Raw genomic sequence first — 16,558 nt, 5'->3', positions numbered from 1 at the left:
CGTGGACTACCCTGACCCGCTCCGCTTCTGTCGCGCGCTCGCCAGCAGCACCAGCATGAATGAGGCCGCCGTCATCAAGGTCGAGATCGCGGCGATGGTCGGATCGATCTCGTCGCGCAGCGCGGTGAACATGCGCTTGGTCAACGGCTGATACTGGCCGCCGGAAATGAACAGCGCGACGATGGTCTCGTCCATCGCCGAGATGAAGGCGAAGATTCCGCCCGCAACCACGCTGGACTTGATCTGCGGCAGCGTCACCGCGAAGAAGCTGCGCAGGCGGTTCATGCCGAGGCTGCGCGCCACCATCTCCTGCGCCGGATCGAAACTCTGCAGGCCCGCGAGCACCGAGATGACGACATAGGGCAGGCCCAGCATCACGTTCGCCAGCACGAGGCCGGGCATGGTCGCGACCAGACCGACTTTGGCATAGACGAAGAAGATGCCGACGGCGGTGATGATGATCGGCACCACCAGCGGCAACAGCAGCGCCAAGTGGATCAGCCTCATGATGCGTAGCTTCGACTGGCTGATGGCATAGGCAGCGGCCACCCCGAACGGGGTCGCGATCACGACGGTGAGGAGGGCGACGGTCAGCGTCACCCGCGTCGCCTGCATCCAGGCGGGATTTGAGAAATATTGCTGGTACCAGCGCAGCGAAAAGGACGGTGGCGGAAAGGTCAGAAAGCGCGCGCTGGAGAACGAGATCGGCGCGATGATCAGAACGGGAATGATCAGATAGACCAGCACCAGCGCGCTGATCACGTAGAGGGCAATCCGTGCGGGCGAGGCGCGCATCATTTCTGCCCCAACACGCGGTCGAGCGAGATGAAGCGGCTTACAATGAAGAAGATCACGAGCACACTGATGAGCAGCACGACGGCGACCGCGCTGGCCGCGCCGAACTGGTTGTAGAGCTCGACATTGCGGCTCACCAGCATCGACACCATCACGGTGCGGCCGCCGCCGAGCAGCTCCGGCGTGATGTAGAAGCCGAGGCAGAGCACGAACACCATGGTGCAGCCGGCGAGCACACCCGGCAGCGACAGCGGCAGGAACACGCGCATGAAGGTGAGCGACGGGCTCGCGCCCAGGCTGGCGCCGGCCTGCATGAGATCGTTCGGAATCTTCTGCATGGTGGCGTAGAGCGGCAACACCATGAAGGGCAGCAGGATGTGCACGGTCGCAACCACCGTGCCAAAGGTGTTGTGGACCAGCGCGAGCGGCTCGGAGATGACATCGAGGTAGCGCAGGAGCTGGTTGATCACGCCGGTGCGCTGCAGCAGCGCCAGCCAGGCATAGGCGCGGACCAGCACGCTGGTCCAGAACGGCAGCACGACCAGCGAGAGGATGACGATGCTCCACCCTTTCGGCACCGAATTGGCAAGGTAGGCCACGGGATAGCCGAGCAGCAGCGCGATGGCCGTGACCGCGAGGCTGATCTCGAAGGTCAGCGCAAAGCTGCGCCAGTAGACGTCTTCGGTGAAGACGCGGCGATAATTCTCCAGCGTGAAGCCGTCATGGTAGATCGACTGCCAGGCCAGCCAGCCCACCGGCAGCACGATCAGAGCCAGGATCACCAGCAGCGCCGGCGAGACCAGTGCCAGCATCAGGCCGTGCTCACGGCGCTGATGTTTTTGGGAGGGATCTGGCACTGAAGTCGTCAACGTTGCCTCGCTCACTTCTGCATGAAGGACGCCCAGCGCTTCTCGGCGGCTTCGCCCGCCGGCGAGGACCACCAGGCGTAGGACATCAGCGCCTGCTTGGCCGCATTGGCCGGCTCGCTCGGCAATTGCGCGGCGCGCTCGGGCTTGATCACGCTGGTCTCGAACGCCTTCGGGTTGCCCGGACCATAGTCGATGTGCAGTGGCAGATTGGCCTGGTGCACGGGATCGACGGCCTCGTTGAGGAATTTTATCGCGGTGGCGAGATTCGGCGCGCCCTTGAGGATGCAGAGCGAGGTACTCTGCAGGATGCCCTGGTTGTAGGTGAAGGTGACCTTCGCGCCTTCCTTGGCGACCGCGCTGACGCGACCGTTCCAGGCCATCTCCATGTCGACCTCGCCGTCATTGAGCAACTGCGCCGACTGCGCGCCCGAGGTCCACCACACCGTGATGTGCGGCTTGATCTCTTCCAGCTTCTTGAAGGCGCGGTCGACGTCGAGCGGATAAAGCTTGTCCGGTGCGACGCCGTCGGCCATCAGCGCCGCCTCTAACGTTGCAAACGGATGGTTGCGCAGCGCGCGGCGGCCGGGGAATTTCTTCACGTCCCAGAAATCGGCCCAGCTGTTCGGCGCGTCCTTCGGGAATTTCTTCTGGCTGTAGGCAAGTACGCTCGAATAGAACTCGTAGGACACTGAATAGGGGCTGCGATAGGCCTCCGGCATCGCCGCGCCGTTTGGAATCTTCGAGAAGTCGAGCTTCTCCATCAGCCCCTGTTCGCCGCCGCGCAGGCAGTTACCGGTCGGGGTGTCGACGACGTCCCAGATCGGCTTGCCGCTGCCGACCTGCGTCTTGATCGCGGGCCAGGCATCGGGAATGGAGTCTTGGTTGATGGTGATGCCGAGCTTCTTGGCGGAGGGATCGAGGATCGCCACCGTCTGCGCCTGCTGATAGGCGCCGCCCTGCGAGACGAAGGTGATCTGCTCGGCGGCATCAGCCGCGCTGGTCAGTCCGATTGCGCCCAGCAGCGCGCAGCCCAATCCAAATTTCTGCTTCATCGTCATCCTCACCTCCTCCAAATGATCTCACCGACCGATCGCATCGAGAAACTGGTACCAGCCGGCGACCATGCGCACGGCGGGCTCCCGCAGCGGATAGAACGGAATCGCCTTCATGCGCCGCGCGTCGAGCAGGCCGACGTCGGGCGTCTCGCCGCGCACGAAGGCAGCGAGATAGCGGCCCATCAGGCTCGACATCGCGACGCCTGCGCCGTTGTAGCCGACCGAGAAGAGCGTGCGGTCATCGAGCCGGCCGATATGCGGGACCGAGTCCAGCGTCATCGCGACCAGGCCCGACCATTTGTATGCGAGCGGGACATCGGCGAGATCGGGGAAGATGCCGACCATCGCCTTGCGCAAGGCGTCGAATGCGGCCTGCGAGTCCTGCTTGCCGAAGGCGCCGCGGCCGCCAAAGATGACGCGGTTGTCGACCATGCGGAACCAGCGCATCATGCGCTTGGTCTCGGTGTAGGTGCGCCCCGTCGGCATCAGTTTTCCCGCGAGATTGCCGGGAAGCCGCTCGGTTGCGACCATGGCGCTGCGGAACGGGATCAGCGTGCGCTGCAGATGCGCGGTGGCACCGGTCAGATCCGAATAGCTGTTGGTGGCAATGATCGCCTGTTTTGCGCGCACCGCGCCTTGCGGTGTCTCGGCAACGATGCCGTCCTTCTCGCGCCGGAGCTTGACGACCGGCGACTCCTGGAAAATCGGAACGCCGCGGCTTGCAACGCCGTTTGCGAGGCCGCGCAGATAGTTCAGCGGATGGATCCCGCCCGAGCCGGGATTGAGCACACCGCCGACAAAGATCTCGGAGCCGGTCTCCTCGCGCACCTGTCCCTTGTCGAGGATGCGAACGGCGGCGGAGCCCATTTCGCGCGTCATCCAGTTGGCCTCGTCGGTCGCGGCCTTGAGCGTCGTCTCATTGTGCGCGGCCTTGACCTGGCCGGTGCGCACAAGGTTCGCGCTGGTAATGCCGAATTCGGAGACGAGCTCCTCGACCATGTCGGTCGATTCATGCGCGATCTCGTACATGCGCCGCGCCATGGCGCGACCATGCGCGGCGTCGATCTCGCGGAACGAGAGACGGAATTTTGCGGTGATCACGCCGCCATTGCGCCCGCTCGCGCCCCAGCCGGGACGGTTGGCCTCGAGCACGACGGGGCTGAGCCCGCTCCTGGCAATGTGGTGCGCGGCGGAGAGGCCAGTGTAGCCGGCGCCGATGATCACCACATCCGCCTGTTGCTCGCCCGACAGCACGGGAAACGCGCGCGCCGGCTCCGCCGTGGCTTCCCACAGCGAATTGACGGAAGGCAGCGCGCGCCAGTCCCGTGTCATGCCACAGCTCTCCGTTACGTCGCCGGCCCGATGGCCGCGTCGGCAAGCGCCTTCAACGTCGGATAATGGAAGTCCGGCTTGGTCAGCGTCTCCACCGCCGGCGTGCCGCCGAATCCGGCGATGCCCTGGCGGCGCTCGATCCAGCACACCTTGTAGCCGAGCTTCCGCGCGATCCCGATGTCGTGATATTGGCTCTGCGCGACGTGCAGAATGTCGGACTGCTTGTACCCGAAGGCGGACTGGCGGCCCTTGTTGTAGGCGAAGAATTCCGGGTTCGGTTTTGCAACGCCGGTGTCGTCGGCGCAGACGGTGTCATCGAAGGGATTACCGAGCGCATGCGCGTAGCATGAGAGTGCCACGCGGTCGGCATTGGTCATCGCGACCAGGCGGAATTTTGTGCGCAAGCGCTTCAGCGCCTCAACGGAATCGGAGAACGGGCCCCAGCGCAGCACGGCGAGCTGGAACACGTCGCAGGAGGCATCGTCCGCCGGCAGCCCCAGCTCCTTGGCGAGATAGCGATACACGTGGAACATCACCTCGCTCGAGCGCTCGTAATGCTTGTCGCGCCCGCGCTTGTAGGATTCGAAGATCTGGTCATCACTGAGCTCGGCCGCCTTCTTGCCTCCGATCTTGCGCACCGCTTCAAGTACGCCGGTCTCGAAATCGATCAGGGTGCCGACGACGTCGAAGGTGAGGACCTTGAAATTGCTGAACGCGGCTTGGGTCGACATATCAGTTTCTTCTCTCGGGTTGGATGAGGCTTGAGTTCAGTCCCTCACCCTGGGCACGACGATGGTGTCCTCGGGATGAAGGGTGACGGTGAGGCTGCCGCCGAGCGGCGGAATGCGGTGATAGGCCTGGTGATAGCTCGGCTGGCGCAGGCTGAGCGCGACGCCGCCTTCGAGCGCGAGGAAAATGCGCAGGCTCTCGCCCTGATAGACGATGTCGGTGACAGTCCCGGTCAGCCGGTTGCAGGCGGCATCCTGCGCGCCATCATCGATCAGCAGTTTCTCGCTGTGCACGGCCAGCATCAGGGCATCGCCATCCGGAATGGCGCGTGCGCTGCGCAGCAAGGCATTACCGAGCGCAACGCTGGAGCCACCGACGCGGCGGACCGGCAGCATCGTGGCTTCGCCGATGAAGCTGGCGACGAAGGAATCGACGGGATGGTCATGCAGCCGCGCCGGCTCATCGATCTGAACCAGCCGGCCGTCCTTCATGACGGCGACGCGGTCGCTCATGGTCAGCGCCTCGCGCTGGTCATGGGTGACGTAGATGATGGTCGCGCCGATCCGCTTGTGCAACGCGCGCAGCTCGATCTGCATGGATTCGCGCAGCTGCTTGTCGAGCGCGGAAAGCGGCTCGTCCATCAGGATCAGGCGCGGCTCGAAGATCATGGCGCGCGCCAACGCCACGCGCTGGCGCTGACCGCCGGAGAGCTGCGCGATGCCGCGCTCTTCATAGCCGGCAAGCCCGACCATGCTGAGCGCTGCGCGCACCTTGTCCGGCCAGATGGATTTCGGCAGGCGTCGCGCGCGCAAGGGAAAGGCGACGTTCTCGCCGACGCTCATGTGCGGAAACAGCGCGTAATTCTGGAACACCACGCCGATGTCGCGCTTGTGCGGCGGCATGTAGGTGACGTCACGGCCTCCGAATAGAATCGTGCCTGAGGTCGGCAGGATGAAGCCGCCCAAAATGCCGAGCAGCGTGGTCTTGCCGGAGCCGGACGGGCCAAGCAGTGAGACGAATTCACCGGCGCTGACATTGAGCGAAACGTCGTCGAGGGCGCGAACGGCGCCATAGGCCTTGCTGGCGGACCTGATCTCGACGCTCTCCGCGCGCTTGTCCAACGATCGACCTCGCGATGTCCCTCAGCCGGCGTGCCTCACTACGCGCCATAAGCCTGCTTTATAGACAGGGATTTGGAGCACTCACGGCAAAGCGTGCGCTGCACCAAATCCTCTCTCGAAGGGCCTGTCTTTAAGCTGTCATGCTGATGACACCAGACTTGGCAAAATCCGGCAATTGCCAAATTCTCACCGCGCCCATAACATGACGTTATGCCAGAGCTCCGTCGCATGCTGCCGTCCAGCAACGCCCTGTTCGTCTTCGACGCGGCGGCGCGCAATGGCAGCTTCACGGCTGCGGCCGCCGAGCTGAACGTCACGCAGCCGGCGGTGAGCCGGATGCTCGGCCAGTTCGAGGAGCATCTCGGCGTTCGCCTGTTCGATCGCAAGGCGGGCCGCGCGGTGCTCACCGAAGAAGGCGAGCTGCTCTATCGCCGCGTGCTCGAAGGCTTCCGCAGCATCGAGAGCGGGCTCGTCGAGATCGAGCGGCGCCGCAAGGGCACCGAGACGGTGACGCTGTCGGTCTCCTCCGCCTTCACCACGCACTGGCTAATGCCGCGCATCGACAAGCTGCAGAAACAGTTTCCGCAGGTCGATCTGCGTTTCCAGCTGATCTCCGGCGCGCTGCGCGGACCGGTGGAGAATGTCGATCTCGGCATGCGCTTCCGTGACCGCGACGAGCCGCCCTCCGGCGGCACGCTGGTGATGAAGGAAGTGATGCTGCCGATGTGCAGCCCTACCTATCTCGGCGAGACCGATCCCGCCGAGGGCAACACCATCATTCGCCTCGCCGAGACACCGGGCGACTGGGCTGCGGATTACACTTCGCTCCTCACCGGCCGCCGCGGCGCGGCCAAGGCGCTGAGCTTCACGGATTATGCCGTGGTGGTGCAGGCCGCGCTGCTCGGCCAGGGCATCGCGCTCGGCTGGCTGACGGTCGCCTCGCACTGGCTGCTCACCGGCGCGCTGGTGCCGGCCTCCGACCGGCTCACCACCACGCGCCGCATCTGCGAATTCCTGCCGCCGCGCAACCGCCCGATGCGCCCGATCGCCGCCGAGATCCGCGACTGGATCATCGCGCAGATGAAAAGCGAGATCGCCGCGATCGACCGGCTCTATCCGAAGCTCGGCGCCATGGATGCGTGCTATTGAGGCGCCCTCTCCCCGTCTATCGCAGATGACTTGTGGCGGCCGCCTGCGCGCACGCCTCGTCCTTCGAGACGGCGCTGACGCGCCTCCTCAGGATGAGGCTAATCAGCATCAGTGCTCGTTGAAACTGTTACCGCGCACTCGGCCCTCATCCTGAGGAGCCCGCCCAAAGCGGGCGTCTCGAAGGATGGCCGCAGGGAAAACTCCCAGATGCGATAGCTCTGCCGCAAGCGGGGAGAGGCGCACCATCCCTCACCGATGCTCGATCGCCCTGATCGCGCCGCGCAATTCCGCGAGGCCGCGCAGGCGGCCGATCGCGGTGTAGCCGGGATTGGTGCGCTTGGTGGCGGCGAGATCGTCGAGCATGCGGTGGCCGTGATCGGGACGGAACACGATTCTCTTGTCCGGTGCGCGCCGCGCGTTCTCCTTCAACAGCGCCTTGAGCACCGCGATCATGTCGACGTCACCGTCGAGATGGTCGGACTCGTAGAACGACAGGACGTCCGCCTCGCGCTTGGTCGCGCGCAGATGGGCGAACGCGATGCGCGGGCCGAAGCGCTCGGCCATATCAGGGAGATTGTTCTCCGCGCGCACGCCGAGCGAGCCGGTGCAGAAGCAGATGCCGTTGGCCTTGGACGGCACGGCATCGAACAGCGCCTGATAATCGTCGGCGCTGGAAGCAATGCGCGGCAGGCCGAACAGCGGCCGCGGCGGATCGTCCGGATGCAGCGTCAAGGAGAGACCGAGCTGCTCGGCCACCGGCGTCACGCGCGCGAGGAATTCCGCGAGATGCTGCCGCAATATCTTTGGCGTGATGTCGCGATAGGTGTCCAGCCGATCGCGGAATTGCGGGATCGTCATCGGCTCGGTGGTCGAGCCCGGCAGCGCGCTGGCAATGACCATGACGAGATAGTCGATATCCGCCTGGCTCATCTGCTCGAACAGGTTTTTCGCGCGCGCCTGCTGCTCGGGGGTATACTCTTGAGCAGCCGCCGGGCGCTTCAGGATGTGCAGCTCGAATGCCGCAAAGCGGTCCTGGTCGAAGCGCATGGCACGGGCGCCGTTCGGCAGCTCCCATTCCAGATCGGTGCGGCACCAGTCCACCACGGGCATGAAGTTATAGCAGATGATCTTGATGCCGGACGCGGCGACCGCCTCCAGGCTCGCGATCCACGCCTCGATCGACTTGGTCGCTTTTCCGCCGAGGCGCTTGACGTCGTCAGGGATCGGAATCGATTCCACCACCGACCAGGTCAGCTGCGAGCGGCCGGGCTGGCCGTTCTCGATGAAGTTCTTGCGCTCCTCGACCGCCTTGCGCGTCCAGGCCTCTCCGATCGGCACCTGATGCAGCGCCGAGACGATCTGGCTCGCCCCGGCCTGCCTGACATCATCGAGCGAGACCGGATCATCCGGCCCGTACCAGCGCCATCCCTCCAGCATCATGTGCTGCCTCCCAAAGCGTTTTCGAGCGAAGTGGGTACCGGTTCGCGTGAAGAAAACGCGTCAAAACAAAAGTCAGTTCGCGGTCAGCACGACCTTGACGCTCTGCGAACGGTCGAGCGCCAGCCGCAGCGCGTCGGGCGCGGTCGAGAGCGGCCGCTCGGCGGTGACCAGCGACAGCACATCGACGCTGCCGTTGCCGATCAGTTCCACCGCATTCATGAACTCGAAGCCGAAGCGGAACGAGCCGCGCAGGTCGATCTCCTTGGCCATCACCGCATTCGACGGCGTCGGGATCTGGCCGCCCGGCAGGTTGCCGATCTGCACCACGACGCCGCCGCGCCTGACGATGCCGATCGCACTGGCAAGGCCGGCAGCCGTGCCCGAGACCTCGAATGCGACGTCATAGGGGCGCAACGCGGCCTGCGCCTTCAGCCCTTCCTCGCCGGCCGAGACATTCTCGACATGGGAGGCGCCGAGCTTGGTCGCAAAGGCCAGCGGCGCCGGAGCGATGTCGGCCACGGTGATGTCGGCCATGCCGGCGCGGTGCGCCGCGAGCATGGTCAGAAGCCCGATCGGGCCGGCACCAAAGATGATGCCGCGCTTGCCCTCGATCTTGCCGGCGCGCGCCACCGCGTGCAGGCACACCGCGAGCGGCTCGGCCAGCGCGGCCGCCTGGTAGGACACGTGATCGGGAATCTTCACGCACTGCGCAGGGATCGCATCGAAGTAGTTGGCGAAGCCGCCCTGCATGTGCGGCGTCTTCGAAGCCGAGCCCATGAAATAGATGTTCTCGCACAGGTTCGGCCGGCCCTCGCGGCAGGCGACGCAATGGCCGCACCAGCGCGAGGGGTTGACGGCGACGCGGTCGCCGACCTTCAGGTTCGCAGCGGCACCGGAGATCTCCACGACCTCGCCCGAGATCTCGTGTCCCAGCACCAGCGGCGACTTCACCACGAAGTCTCCGGTGCGGGCATGACGAAAATAGTGCATGTCCGAGCCGCAGATGCCGCCGGCGCCGAAGCGGATGCGCACCATGCCGTCAGCGAGCCTGTCGAGCGGATGCTCGATCATGCGCAGGTCTTCGGGGCCGAACAGGGTCGCGGCGAGAGCGGTCGAGGTCATTTGGAGAGTCCCATGTATTTTGGCAGCCAGAGGGTCAGTTCGGGAATGAAGGTGATCGCGATCAGCGCCAGCAGCAGCGGAACCAGCCAGGGCAGGATCGCCACCGTCGTGCGCTCGACGGAGAGCTTTGCCACGCGGGCGAGCACGAACAGCACCATGCCGAGCGGCGGATGCAACAGGCCGATCATCAGGTTCAGCGTCATGATCAGGCCGAAATGAATGGGGTCGATGCCGAGCTTGAGCACGATCGGGAGCAGGATCGGCACCAAAATGGTGATTGCCGCCGTGGTGTCGATGAAGCAGCCGACAAACAGGATCAGCACGTTGGCGAGCGCCAGGAACACCCATTTGTTCTGGGTGATGCTGAGCATCCAGTCCGAGAGCATCTGCGCCGCCTGCGACACCGTCAGCAGCCAGGCGAAGATCGACGCCGCCGTGACGATGAACAGCACCGAGGCCGTGGTCTCGATGGTATCGAAGGTCGCCTTGGCGACGGTCTGGAACGTCATGGTGCGGTAGCGGACGAGGCCGAGGAACAGCGACCAGATCACCGCGGCGACGGCGGCTTCCGTCGGCGTGAACCAGCCCAGCGTCATGCCGCCGATCAGGATCACCGGCGCCATCAACGCCATCACCGCCGAGAAGTCGAAATACCAGTCGATCAGGAGCAGCGTGCCGAGGCCGATGACGACGGCCATGTTGACCGAGAGGCCGGCGAGGACCATCAGCCAGATCGCCATCGGGAACGACAGCACGATCAATATCTCGAGCCCGGCCGAGCCGAGCTGCGGCCAAGAGAACGGCGTGTCGCTGCCCCATTTGTTCTTGTGCGCGAAATAGGTGACGGTCACCATCATGAACAGCGTCAGGACGACGCCGGGAATGACGCCGCCCAGGAACAGCGCGCCGATCGAGACGTTCGCCATCATGCCGTAGATCACGAACGGCAGCGACGGCGGAATGATCGGCCCGAGCGTTGCCGAGGCCGCGGTGACGCCGACCGAGAACTCGGTGGAGTAACCGTGGTCCTTCATCGCCTTGATCTCGATGGTGCCGAGGCCGGCGGCATCCGCAATCGCGGTGCCCGACATACCGGAGAAGATCACCGAGCCGATGATGTTGACGTGGCCGAGGCCGCCGCGCATCCACCCCACCAGCGCAACCGCGAATTTGTAGATGCGCCCGGTGACGCCGGCGATGTTCATGAGATTGCCGGCCAGGATGAAGAACGGCACGGCGAGCAGCGGGAAGCTCTCGACGCCGGCGATCATGCGCTGCGCCAGCGTGACGTCGGGCGTCACGCCGCTGACCAGGATATAGAGCAGCGACGACACCGCCATGGCGATCGCCACGGGAACGCCGAGCAGCATGAGAACGAGAAAGCCTCCGAGCAACAGCAGCATGGTTTTATCCTTCCGATCCGTCGTAGGCACCGGGACGTTCGAGGACCGAGTAACCCTGCCGCCAGTTCTGGATTGCCACCTGCACAGAGCGTGCGAACATCAGCACGAACCCGAGCAGCACGGCGTAATAGACATAGTCCTTGGGAAGATTGATGGTGGTCATCTGCTCGTCGCCGATGATCCTGATGTAGACCCAGACCAGCTTGATGGCGTAGCCGAAGAAGGCGATCCGGATCAGGTCGATCGCGGTCGACAGCACGCGCCCTACGGCATGCGGCAGGTAGCGATAGACGAGGTCGACCTGGATATGCCGCGACAGCCGTACGCACATCGACGAACCGATGAAGACCACCCCGATCAGGCAATAGGTCGCGATCTCTTCGGTCCAGGCGTAGCTGTCGTTGAGCACGTAACGGGTGAAAAACTGCAGGAAGACGGCGAGCGCCATCACCCAGAAAATCGCGAGCGCCACCCAGTCCTCGAAGGCGTAGACGCCGAGATCGACCTTCGGCGTCGCCTCCTCCTCGAAGGTGTGCGCGATCTCGTCCGCGGTGATCTGCCGGTGGATTTCGGCGGTGGACATGGGGGCTCCTCAAACTCGCTACGTCGTTCCGGGATGGTGCGTTAGCACCAGACCCGGAACCTCGAGATCCCGGGCTCGGTCTGCGGACCGCCCCGGGATGACGGCTACGTCGTCACTTCACCGCCTGGATCTTTTCCCAATCCGCCTTGCGGTAGCCGAACGTCTCGAACGCGACGTTCTTCAGCACGGTGTCGCGGAACTCGTTCTTGTCGACCTCGGTCACGGTCAGGCCCTTGTCCTTGAAGAAGGCGACCAGCTTGGCCTCGTTCTGCTTGATCTCTCCGGTGGCCTTGGCAGCCGCCTCCTGCGCCACGTCGGTGAAGATCTTCTTGTCCTCGTCGCTGAGCTTCTTCCACAGCGCGCCGGCGATCACCGTGTTGAGATGGTCGACGATGTGGCCGGTCAGCACGATGTGCTTCTGCACCTCGTAGAACTTCTTGGCCTCGATCGTTGTCAGCGGATTTTCCTGCGCCTCCACGGTGCCGTTCTGGAGCGCGAGATAGACCTCGGCGAACGCGATCGGCGCGGTGTTGGCGCCGCAGGCGCGCGGCATCGCCAGATAGGCCGGAACGTCGGGCACGCGGATCTTCAGGCCCTTCATGTCCGCGCAGGTCTTGATCGGCTTGTTGGACGAGGTCTGGCGCACGCCGTAATAGGTCACCGCGACGATGTGGTGGCCGCTCTTGTCCTCATAGCCCTTGGCGAGCTCCTTGAAGATGTCGCTCTTGGTGTAGGCGAGCAGATGATCGGCATCGCGGAAGGTGTAGGGATAATAGGTCACGCCGATCGGCGCGAAGCTCTTGGCCGCGAAGCTCGATCCGGAGATGATGATGTCGACCGAACCGAGCGAGAGGCCCTGGTTGATGTCGGTCTCCTTGCCGAGCTGCGAGGCCGGATAGACCTCGATCTGGTAGCGCCCGTTGGTGCGCTTATTGATCTCCTGCGCGGCCCAGACCGACGCCGTGTGGAACGGCTCCGAGGGCTCGTAAACATGGGCCCATTTGAGCTTGGTCTGCGCCATGCTGGCGCTGGTCGCCGCCAACAGCGTGGCGGCGGAAATCGCTGCTGCAATCGTCATCTTCTTTAACATCGACTTTTCCTCCATCGTTCAAGTCTGCTTCTTGTTCGCCCGCCCCGGCATGGATGCGGGCCGCCCAATCTCATCGCCGCCGCGAGCTGCCGCTCTTGGCCTGTTTCTTCGATGGTCGTTTTGATTTCGCCGGCTGAACCCCGGACGGCGCCGCCCGCCTCCGTGCAGCCGGCGCCCCTGCTGATGTCTCGGCACCAAAATTCTGTGCAAAGCGCTCCTGCGAATGCGCGAGGTGATCGCGCATGGCGTCATGGGCTGTCAGCGGCCGGCGCGCAGCGATGGCGTCGCGCACGGCCCGGTGCTCATCGAGCGCGGTTCGCCACGTGGTGGGATTCTCGAAATAATGCGCTAGCTGCGCGAAATAGGGATTGAGGCGCTGGTCGAACAACTCGCCGACAACCCGTACCAGCACGGCATTGCCGAGACATCCTGCCACGGCGATATGGAAGGCGCGGTCATGAACCATCGAGGCTTCGCCAGGATGGTCGACATTCTCCATCGCGACGAGCGCGGCGTCGATGCGGTCGATGTCATCTTTGGTCGCCACGCGCGCGGCCTGTTCGGCGATGGCGCTCTCCAGGAATTCGCGGGCGCGCAAGAGTTCGAACGGGCCTTCGATGACGGCAGTAGCTGTCGGCGCGGCCACGGCGGCGGGCTCGATCACATAGATGCCGGACCCGACGCGGATGCGCAGGCGCCCTTCGACCTCGAGCGCAATCAAGGCTTCGCGCACCGTCGGTCTCGACACCTTGAGCTGTTCGGCGAGGTCGCGCTCGGTCGGCAAGCGGCTGCCGACCGCGTACTCGCCGCTGTCGATCAGGCTTCGCAATTGATCGGCGACCTGGCGATAGAGCCGTCTCGCCTCCACAGCTTCCAGCGGCACGCTGGTCCTCCCGAAAGGGTCTCGCGCGGCGCCTCCGGCGCCCGCGGCCCGCCAATTTTGGAAAATTGGTCTTACCAATTGACCGGAGCATTGACCTGATACGGACGCCATGTCAAGCAGCGGCAAAGCAAAGGGGAGACGTCCATGCGCCAGAGCTCGATGCGCCTTGGTCACGCCAATCTCGACCGGCTGGCACCTGCCATCCGCTATCCGGCCTATGACCGATCGCGCGTCACGCCCGGCATCGTGCATCTCGGCCTCGGGGCGTTTCATCGTGCCCATCAGGCCGTGGTCATCGACGATTGCCTTGCTAGCGGCAGCATGTCCTGGGGCATCGTCGGCGCGAGCCTGCGCAGCCCGGAGACGCGCGACGCCCTCGCTCCGCAGGACCATCTCTACACAGTCGCTGTGCGTGCCGCCGTAGGTACCGAGCACCGGGTCATCGGCGCCCTGCTCGACAGCGTCGTCGCGCGCGAGAAGCCGGCAGCCCTGGTGGAGCGGATGGCCGATCCCGCCATCCGCATCGTCTCGCTCACGGTGACGGAGAAAGGCTATTGCCACACGCCGCAGACCGGCGATCTCGACGAGCGGCATCCTGATGTCGTGCACGACCTCAATAATTTCGACGCGCCGCGCTCGGCGCCGGGCTTCATCGTCGCCGCGCTGGCACGCCGGCGGGCGCAGGGTCTTTCGCCCTTCACCGTGCTGTGCTGCGACAACCTCGCCGCCAACGGCCACACCGTGCAGCGGATCGTCACGCAGTTCGCCGCGCTGCGTTCTAGGGAACTCGGCAAGTGGATCGCCGACACGGTTGCGTTCCCCTCGACTATGGTCGACCGCATCGTGCCGGAGACGACGGATGCCGACTGCGATGCGGTCGCATCCGCGCTGGGCATGCGCGACGCCTGGCCTGTCATGACCGAGCCGTTCACGCAATGGGTGGTCGAGGACCGCTTCACCGCGGGCCGGCCGGACCTTGCCGCAGCGGGTGTCGAGCTCGTCGGCGACGTCAAGCCGTTCGAGCTGATGAAGCTGCGGCTGCTCAACGCCAGCCATTCCGCGCTGGCCTATCTCGGCTATCTCTCCGGCTACGAGACCATCGCCGACACGATGCAGGATCCGCATTTTGCGCGCCTCGCCGCGCAGGTGATGGAAGAGGCCGCGGTGACGCTGACCATGCCATCAGGCACGGATCTCGCCGCCTATCGCGCCTCGCTGCTCAAGCGCTTCGCCAATCCGGCGCTGCACCATCGCACTTGGCAGATTGCCATGGACGGCTCGCAAAAGCTGCCGCAGCGGCTGCTCGGCGCGATGCAGGATCGCCTTGCCAGAGGCCTGCCCATCGCAACGCATGCGCTGGCGGTGGCCGGCTGGATCCGCTACGTCAGCGGCGTCGACGAGCAGGGACGGCCGATCGACGTGCGCGATCCATTCGCCGCCGAGTTCGCCGCGCTGGCGCGCGAGGCAGGACCCGTTGCCGAGCGCCTCGCGCCGGCACTGCTCGGGGTGGCGAAGGTGTTCGGGCCGCTCGGCGCCGAGCCGCGCCTGCGCGAGGCTGTCACCGCGGCGCTCGGCCGCCTCTATGCCGACGGCGCGCGGCGGGCCGTGGAGACGCACGTCTCGGCGTGACCACGACGCGGGCAGCATCCTGAATGCTGCACTGCGGCCAAAGTCGACGGAAAGTCGCGCTTGATTTTTGCCTGTCCTTGCCCCACCCGAGAGCGATGGGAAACGACACCAAGGTCATCGCCGCCAACGCGGCCTTTTACGCGGCATTCTCGACCGGCGACTTCGCCGGCATGGAACGGATGTGGGCGGATGACGACGGCATCTCCTGCATCCATCCCGGCTGGCCGGCCATCATCGGCCGCGCCACCGTGATCGGAAGCTGGCGCGACATCCTGCAAAACCCGCAGCGGCCGCAGATCGTCTGCGCCGAGCCGCAGGCCATCGTCGACGGCGACAGCGCCCGCGTGCTCTGCATCGAGATCGTCGACGGTACCGCGTTGGCTGCGGCCAACCATTTTCGCCGCGTCGGCGACGACTGGCGCCTGGTGCACCATCAGTCCAGCCCGATCGCGCAGATTGTCGAGCAAGCCGAGGACGATAGAGCCAGTCACCGCGTCCATTGAGCACGGCGATCACGCGAGCGTGATCTACTGTGCATGGGGTTGTTTTTCAGCTTTTGTCCGGCGGTCGGAAAGTTCCGACAGATCGTCGAGCACGATGTGCGCCCCGGTGAAGTCGTCGTCGCCGAAGAACATGCTGCGGGTGATCAGAACCGGGATGCCGGCGCGCGAGGCCGCGATCAGACCGTTGGCGGAATCCTCAATCGCAACGCAATCGGATGCCTCGAGGTTCAGCCGCGCCAGGATCTCGAGATAGACATCCGGCGCCGGCTTCTTGTGCCTGACATCATCGCCGGCGACGATCGCATCGAAATCCGCAGCCCAGCGTTTGCCGAGCGCCCGCGACAGCAGCGCATCGATATTGCCGTGCGATGTGGTGGTCGCAATCGCAAGCCGCTGGCCCCTCGCCTTCGCGGCCGTGAGCAAATCCGTCACGCCCGGCCGCAAGGGACAGCAGCCGGTCTCGACCAATTCGGCATAATGCTTGGTCTTGATGCGGTGGAGCTCTTCGATCTCCATGTCCGACAGTGGCGGAGCGGTCACCAGCCTCTTGTGGTGGGCGCGCATGCGTTCCTTGCCGCCCGTCACCCGCAACAGGTCCTTGTAGACGGCGCGGTCCCACTGCCAGTCGAGACCGAGGCGGGCGAAGGCGAGATTGAAGGCCTGCCGATGCAGCTCCTCGGTTTCGGCCAGGGTGCCGTCGACGTCGAAGATCAGCGCGGCCGCGCGCCGGATCAGTTCGGCGGCGTCTGCTGGCGCCTGAACCAACGCTTCGGCCTGCATGATCGATGCCTCCTGTCCCAAGCGAACATCGCCCGAAGCGACAGACGAGTAAAATCGCAATATCTTTTGCCGGAC

At 64.9% G+C, this 16,558-nt stretch carries 16 protein-coding genes; 3 read left to right on the top strand and 13 right to left on the bottom strand.

Annotation, left to right across the window (positions count from 1 at the left end):
- Positions 1–6 precede the first annotated feature (6 nt).
- The 6 genes from I6F16_RS08925 to I6F16_RS08900 all read right to left on the bottom strand — a co-directional run bounded on the left by I6F16_RS08925 (position 7) and on the right by I6F16_RS08900 (position 5,901).
- Entirely contained in the window at positions 7–798 is a 792-nt protein-coding gene (locus tag I6F16_RS08925; protein ID WP_225173615.1) for an ABC transporter permease, read from the bottom strand.
- Entirely contained in the window at positions 795–1,607 is an 813-nt protein-coding gene (locus I6F16_RS08920) for an ABC transporter permease (protein ID WP_225173614.1), read from the bottom strand. Before I6F16_RS08920 ends, I6F16_RS08925 begins: the two co-directional genes overlap by 4 nt.
- 68 nt (positions 1,608–1,675) lie before the next feature.
- Positions 1,676–2,722 (bottom strand): ABC transporter substrate-binding protein, encoded by a 1,047-nt coding sequence (locus I6F16_RS08915; protein ID WP_225146830.1) that lies wholly within the window; start codon positions 2,720–2,722, stop codon positions 1,676–1,678.
- A 21-nt stretch (positions 2,723–2,743) separates the two neighbouring features.
- The gene (locus I6F16_RS08910) at positions 2,744–4,051 is read right to left on the bottom strand and encodes an FAD-binding oxidoreductase (RefSeq protein WP_225173613.1); all 1,308 of its coding nucleotides are present in this window, start codon (positions 4,049–4,051) and stop codon (positions 2,744–2,746) included.
- Positions 4,052–4,065: 14 nt separating this feature from the next.
- The gene (locus I6F16_RS08905; protein ID WP_057026006.1) at positions 4,066–4,782 is read right to left on the bottom strand and encodes an HAD family hydrolase; all 717 of its coding nucleotides are present in this window, start codon (positions 4,780–4,782) and stop codon (positions 4,066–4,068) included.
- Between the two features lie 36 nt (positions 4,783–4,818).
- Positions 4,819–5,901, bottom strand: a complete 1,083-nt coding sequence (locus I6F16_RS08900; RefSeq protein ID WP_225173612.1) for an ABC transporter ATP-binding protein — start codon at positions 5,899–5,901, stop codon at positions 4,819–4,821.
- Positions 5,902–6,111: 210 nt separating this feature from the next.
- Between I6F16_RS08900 and I6F16_RS08895 the strand changes: the two genes are divergently transcribed.
- Positions 6,112–7,050, top strand: a complete 939-nt coding sequence (locus tag I6F16_RS08895) for a LysR family transcriptional regulator (RefSeq protein WP_225173611.1) — start codon at positions 6,112–6,114, stop codon at positions 7,048–7,050.
- Between the two features lie 249 nt (positions 7,051–7,299).
- On the opposite strand, the gene uxuA is transcribed toward I6F16_RS08895, so the two are convergent.
- The 6 genes from uxuA to I6F16_RS08865 all read right to left on the bottom strand — a co-directional run bounded on the left by uxuA (position 7,300) and on the right by I6F16_RS08865 (position 13,571).
- Positions 7,300–8,490: a mannonate dehydratase gene (gene uxuA, locus I6F16_RS08890; protein WP_225173610.1), complete on the bottom strand. Its 1,191-nt coding sequence runs from the start codon at positions 8,488–8,490 to the stop codon at positions 7,300–7,302.
- Positions 8,491–8,562: 72 nt separating this feature from the next.
- The gene (locus tag I6F16_RS08885) at positions 8,563–9,612 is read right to left on the bottom strand and encodes an L-idonate 5-dehydrogenase (protein WP_225173609.1); all 1,050 of its coding nucleotides are present in this window, start codon (positions 9,610–9,612) and stop codon (positions 8,563–8,565) included.
- On the bottom strand, positions 9,609–11,015 hold the full coding sequence (locus tag I6F16_RS08880) for a TRAP transporter large permease (RefSeq protein ID WP_109144799.1): 1,407 nt from the start codon (positions 11,013–11,015) through the stop codon (positions 9,609–9,611). The genes I6F16_RS08885 and I6F16_RS08880 overlap by 4 nt, the downstream gene beginning before the upstream one ends.
- Before the next feature lie 4 nt (positions 11,016–11,019).
- Positions 11,020–11,598, bottom strand: a complete 579-nt coding sequence (locus tag I6F16_RS08875) for a TRAP transporter small permease (RefSeq protein ID WP_036007120.1) — start codon at positions 11,596–11,598, stop codon at positions 11,020–11,022.
- Between the two features lie 112 nt (positions 11,599–11,710).
- Positions 11,711–12,688, bottom strand: coding sequence for a sialic acid TRAP transporter substrate-binding protein SiaP (locus I6F16_RS08870; RefSeq protein ID WP_036007140.1), 978 nt, complete (start codon positions 12,686–12,688; stop codon positions 11,711–11,713).
- A 70-nt stretch (positions 12,689–12,758) separates the two neighbouring features.
- Positions 12,759–13,571 (bottom strand): FadR/GntR family transcriptional regulator, encoded by an 813-nt coding sequence (locus tag I6F16_RS08865; RefSeq protein WP_036007117.1) that lies wholly within the window; start codon positions 13,569–13,571, stop codon positions 12,759–12,761.
- A 144-nt stretch (positions 13,572–13,715) separates the two neighbouring features.
- Between I6F16_RS08865 and I6F16_RS08860 the strand changes: the two genes are divergently transcribed.
- Positions 13,716–15,200 carry a mannitol dehydrogenase family protein gene (locus I6F16_RS08860; RefSeq protein WP_225173608.1) on the top strand — a complete coding sequence of 495 codons (1,485 nt, stop codon included), beginning with the start codon at positions 13,716–13,718 and terminating at the stop codon, positions 15,198–15,200.
- 95 nt (positions 15,201–15,295) lie between these two features.
- Positions 15,296–15,703, top strand: coding sequence for a nuclear transport factor 2 family protein (locus tag I6F16_RS08855; protein ID WP_036007097.1), 408 nt, complete (start codon positions 15,296–15,298; stop codon positions 15,701–15,703).
- 24 nt (positions 15,704–15,727) lie between these two features.
- Here the strand turns inward: I6F16_RS08855 and I6F16_RS08850 are convergent, their stop codons facing one another.
- Complete coding sequence (locus I6F16_RS08850; RefSeq protein WP_225173607.1) at positions 15,728–16,483, bottom strand: HAD family hydrolase; 756 nt, start codon at positions 16,481–16,483, stop codon at positions 15,728–15,730.
- Between the last annotated feature and the right edge of the window lie 75 nt (positions 16,484–16,558).

The organism is Bradyrhizobium sp. IC4060 (assembly GCF_020193715.1).
Taxonomy (GTDB): Bacteria; Pseudomonadota; Alphaproteobacteria; order Rhizobiales; family Xanthobacteraceae; genus Bradyrhizobium; species Bradyrhizobium yuanmingense.
The sequence above is the reverse complement of the archived record's forward strand: the minus strand, read 5'-3'. Positions and strand labels throughout refer to the sequence as shown.

What these genes read in the sequence shown, in the direction of transcription:
- I6F16_RS08925 (WP_225173615.1), bottom strand. Translation starts at nt 798, where the DNA reads ATGATGCGCGCCTCGCCCGCACGGATTGCCCTCTACGTGATCAGCGCG.
- I6F16_RS08920 (WP_225173614.1), bottom strand. Translation starts at nt 1,607, where the DNA reads ATGCTGGCACTGGTCTCGCCGGCGCTGCTGGTGATCCTGGCTCTGATC.
- I6F16_RS08915 (WP_225146830.1), bottom strand. Translation starts at nt 2,722, where the DNA reads ATGACGATGAAGCAGAAATTTGGATTGGGCTGCGCGCTGCTGGGCGCA.
- I6F16_RS08910 (WP_225173613.1), bottom strand. Translation starts at nt 4,051, where the DNA reads ATGACACGGGACTGGCGCGCGCTGCCTTCCGTCAATTCGCTGTGGGAA.
- I6F16_RS08905 (WP_057026006.1), bottom strand. Translation starts at nt 4,782, where the DNA reads ATGTCGACCCAAGCCGCGTTCAGCAATTTCAAGGTCCTCACCTTCGAC.
- I6F16_RS08895 (WP_225173611.1), top strand. Translation starts at nt 6,112, where the DNA reads ATGCCAGAGCTCCGTCGCATGCTGCCGTCCAGCAACGCCCTGTTCGTC.
- uxuA (WP_225173610.1), bottom strand. Translation starts at nt 8,490, where the DNA reads ATGATGCTGGAGGGATGGCGCTGGTACGGGCCGGATGATCCGGTCTCG.
- I6F16_RS08885 (WP_225173609.1), bottom strand. Translation starts at nt 9,612, where the DNA reads ATGACCTCGACCGCTCTCGCCGCGACCCTGTTCGGCCCCGAAGACCTG.
- I6F16_RS08880 (WP_109144799.1), bottom strand. Translation starts at nt 11,015, where the DNA reads ATGCTGCTGTTGCTCGGAGGCTTTCTCGTTCTCATGCTGCTCGGCGTT.
- I6F16_RS08875 (WP_036007120.1), bottom strand. Translation starts at nt 11,598, where the DNA reads ATGTCCACCGCCGAAATCCACCGGCAGATCACCGCGGACGAGATCGCG.
- I6F16_RS08870 (WP_036007140.1), bottom strand. Translation starts at nt 12,688, where the DNA reads ATGTTAAAGAAGATGACGATTGCAGCAGCGATTTCCGCCGCCACGCTG.
- I6F16_RS08860 (WP_225173608.1), top strand. Translation starts at nt 13,716, where the DNA reads ATGCGCCAGAGCTCGATGCGCCTTGGTCACGCCAATCTCGACCGGCTG.
- I6F16_RS08855 (WP_036007097.1), top strand. Translation starts at nt 15,296, where the DNA reads ATGGGAAACGACACCAAGGTCATCGCCGCCAACGCGGCCTTTTACGCG.
- I6F16_RS08850 (WP_225173607.1), bottom strand. Translation starts at nt 16,483, where the DNA reads ATGCAGGCCGAAGCGTTGGTTCAGGCGCCAGCAGACGCCGCCGAACTG.